This window comes from uncultured Aureimonas sp. (assembly GCF_913775355.1).
Classification (GTDB): domain Bacteria; phylum Pseudomonadota; class Alphaproteobacteria; order Rhizobiales; family Rhizobiaceae; genus Aureimonas.
In genome coordinates, this window is the sequence record NZ_CAJYIU010000081.1 from 1 (window position 1) to 3,171 (window position 3,171).

Consider the following 3,171-nt stretch of genomic DNA (forward strand, 5'->3'; position numbering starts at 1 on the left):
CGGCCCTCATGGTCGGGGCCGAGGCCGTCGCCGAGCGGACGCCGTCATCGATCGTGGTCGACATGGACACGGGCCGGGTCCTCCAGGCGGACGACCCGGACGGCCTGCGCCATCCCGCGTCGCTGACCAAGCTGATGACACTCTACATGCTGTTCGAAGCGATCGAGGCGAAGCGCATCGGGCTCGACGACGCCATGCCGGTCACGGCCTTCGCAGCCTCGCGCGCGCCGTCGAAGCTCGGGCTGCGGCCGGGCGACACGATCCGCGTGCGCGACGCGATGTTCGGCCTGGCGGTGAAATCCGCCAATGACGTGGCGTCGGTCGTCGCCGAAGCCCTCGGCGGCACCGACGACGCCTTCGCCCTTGCCATGACGCGCAAGGCGCGTGCGCTCGGCATGACGCGGACGAACTTCGCCAATCCGAGCGGCCTGCCGGACGAGGCGCAGATCTCCACCGCACGCGACATGGCCCGCCTCGGCTACGAGATCCGCAAGCGCTTTCCTCAATACGCGTCGCTTTACAAGACCGAAGGCTTCGACTACGGCGGCCGCCACTACACGGCGACCAACAAGCTGCTCGGCCGCGTGGCCGGCGTCGACGGGATGAAGACCGGCTTCGTCAACGCGTCCGGCTTCAACCTCGTCGCCAGCGCCCGGCGCAACGGGCGCGGCGTCATCGTCGTGGTGCTGGGCGGGCGCACGGGGCGAGAGCGGGACGCCAGCGTCGAGGCGCTGATCGACACCTATCTCGGCCCCGCCAGCTGAGCAGTCAGAGACCCTTCTGCATCCCGCCGTCCACGAAGTAGGTCGAGCCGATCGAATAGGTCGCCTTGTCGGAGCACAGGAAGACGAAGAAGTTGGCGAGCTCCTCCGGCGTGCCGAAGCGCTTGATCGGCGCGTGCTCGTCGGCGACGCCCTGAAGGTATCCCTCCCAGTCGCCCCCGGAATTCTCGGTCAGCTGGCGCGCCGTCTTCTTCCAGTCGGGCGTCAGGATGAGGCCCGGATTGATGCAGTTGACGCGGATGTTGTCACCGACGACCTCGGTCGCGAGGCACTTGGAGAACATCATCAGCGCCGACTTCGTCACGTTGTAGATCGGCTCGTACCAGAGCGGCTGCACCGCGCAGATCGAGGCGTTGTGCAGGATCACCCCGCCGCCGCGTCGGCGCATCTGCGGGATGACGCCGCGGGCGAGACGCACGGCCGCCATGACATGGAGGTCCCAGTAGGCCTGCCATTTGTCGTCCGGCGCATCCATCACCGTCTCGTTGGAGCCGGTGCCGGCGTTGTTGATCAGGATGTCGGTCCCCCCGAAGCGCTCCTCGGCCGCCCGGATGACCGCATCGACACCGGCGGACGTCGAAACGTCGGCTTCGACGCCGAGCGCCTCGACGCCATGCACGCCTGCGATGCGTTCCGCTTCCGCCTCGGCCCGTTCGCGCCCTCGCGCGGCGAGGATGACGTTGGCGCCTTCCGCCGCCAACCCTTCCGCCACCGCCAGCCCGATGCCGACCGAGCCGCCGGTGATCACCGCGACCTTGCCCTTCAGACCCATGTCCATTCGTCTGCCCTCCCGCACGGCCCTCCCGGCCGAATCGTCCAGCGATTGTGGGCCGGGGAGGGGTCGGAAGGCCAGCGGGAAGCCGGGGACTTCGTTAGTCGGAGTAGCGCTCCTCGGTCCAGGGATCACCGCGGTTGTGATAGCCGCGAACCTCCCAGTAGCCCGGCTGATCGGCCGTGCGGAACTCGATCGAGCGCAGCCATTTGGCGCTCTTCCAGAGGTAGAGATGCGGCACCAGAAGCCGCACCGGGCCGCCATGCTCCTTGGCGAGCGGACGCCCCTCCCACGAATGGACGAGCATCGCATCCGGCGCGGCGAAATCGGAGAGCGGCAGATTGGTCGTGTAGCCGTCGTAGGACCCAAGCACCACGAATGCCGCGTCCTCGCGCGGGCGGACGGCCGCCATCAGGTCGCGCGTCGAGACGCCCGCCCAACGGTTGTCGTAGCGCGACCAGGTCGTCACGCAGTGCATGTCGGTGGTCTCTTCGGTCTGCGGCTGCGCCTGGAAACGGGCCCAGTCCCAGACCTGCGGCTTGTCCACCGCGCCGTTGATCTGCAGCCGCCAGCGCTCCGCCGGGACGTCCGGCTGGAGGCCGAGGTCGAGGACCGGCCAGTTCTTGACAAGATGCTGGCCCGGCGGCAGGCGGTCGCTTTCGGGCCGTTCCTGACGCCCCGTGAGAAACCGTCCGAGGCGCGCCCACTCCTGCTTGGTGCGGGTCAGCTTGGATTCGGGCGGGGTATCGTCCGGCGTATCGGCCATCGCGGCCTCCGTTGGTGTCGCTGGCAGGAAGATGGGGTGCGCGCGCCGCAAGTTCAGCCTGGACCCGCGAACGTCTCTTCGACGCGTCGTCCCTTGAAACGGCCCGCGAGTTTGGCACCTTGTGGAAGATGGTTGGTCGTCGGGCGAAGAGAATATCCGGTTGGTGGCGGCAGGTCCTGTCGACGCTGGTGCTGCTCGTCTTCGCAAGTGCCTACGGGCTGCCGACGGTTCAGGCCGCACACGCCCACCCGATCGAGATCGCGTCGCACAGCGAGTGCCCAAACGCGGCCGGCGTCGAGGAGCAGGGCTCGCTGCCCAAGCGGGACAGCACGACCGCAAGCTGCTGTGTCGCGCATTGCCTGCCGGCCGTTCCTCTCCTGCCGGTGGACGAGACCTTCGACCGCTGGCCGATGACGACAAGCCCGTCGATGCCGAACGAGACCGGGGAAGGGCGCTTCGTCGCGGTGCCGCTGCCGCCTCCGCGAGGGAGCGGACGCACCTGACGACCGCTGCCGGTGGGCGCGAACACGCATCCGACGACCGGCGTCCCTGATCCAGTTTCGAAAGCCAAATCATGACCCCTCATTCGCAAGACATGCAGGCCTGTATCGACGCCTGCCTCGCCTGCTACCGAACATGCCTGTCGACCGCCATGCACCACTGCCTCGAGGCAGGCGGAGATCACACCCAACCCGCGCACTTCCGCCTGATGGCGGCCTGTGCCGAGATGTGTCGGGCGTCGGCCCACATCATGCTGACGGGATCGGAGGCTCATCGGCATTCCTGCGCTGCCTGCGCCGACATTTGCGCGGCCTGCGCGGACGACTGCGAGCGCATCGGCGGCATGGACG

The 3,171-nt window shown here is 68.3% G+C and carries 5 protein-coding genes; 3 read left to right on the forward strand and 2 right to left on the reverse strand.

Annotated features, from left to right (window positions below):
• A partial coding sequence (locus tag QZ753_RS05865; RefSeq protein WP_294641827.1) for a D-alanyl-D-alanine carboxypeptidase family protein occupies nucleotides 1-764 on the forward strand: 764 nt, incomplete at its 5' end.
• Between the two features lie 4 nt (nucleotides 765-768).
• Here QZ753_RS05865 and QZ753_RS05870 read toward each other — a convergent pair.
• Together QZ753_RS05870 and QZ753_RS05875 are read right to left on the reverse strand one after the other, a co-directional pair.
• A complete protein-coding gene (locus QZ753_RS05870) occupies nucleotides 769-1,560 on the reverse strand; it encodes an SDR family NAD(P)-dependent oxidoreductase (protein ID WP_294641829.1) in 792 nt (263 codons plus the stop codon).
• A 94-nt stretch (nucleotides 1,561-1,654) separates the two neighbouring features.
• Nucleotides 1,655-2,320 carry a sulfite oxidase-like oxidoreductase gene (locus QZ753_RS05875; RefSeq protein ID WP_294641831.1) on the reverse strand — a complete coding sequence of 222 codons (666 nt, stop codon included), beginning with the start codon at nucleotides 2,318-2,320 and terminating at the stop codon, nucleotides 1,655-1,657.
• Nucleotides 2,321-2,331: 11 nt separating this feature from the next.
• On the opposite strand from QZ753_RS05875, the gene QZ753_RS05880 reads away from it, so the two are divergent.
• Nucleotides 2,332-2,823, forward strand: coding sequence for a hypothetical protein (locus QZ753_RS05880; RefSeq protein ID WP_294641832.1), 492 nt, complete (start codon nucleotides 2,332-2,334; stop codon nucleotides 2,821-2,823).
• Between the two features lie 71 nt (nucleotides 2,824-2,894).
• Nucleotides 2,895-3,171: four-helix bundle copper-binding protein (locus QZ753_RS05885; RefSeq protein WP_294641834.1), on the forward strand; the 277-nt coding region annotated here is incomplete at its 3' end.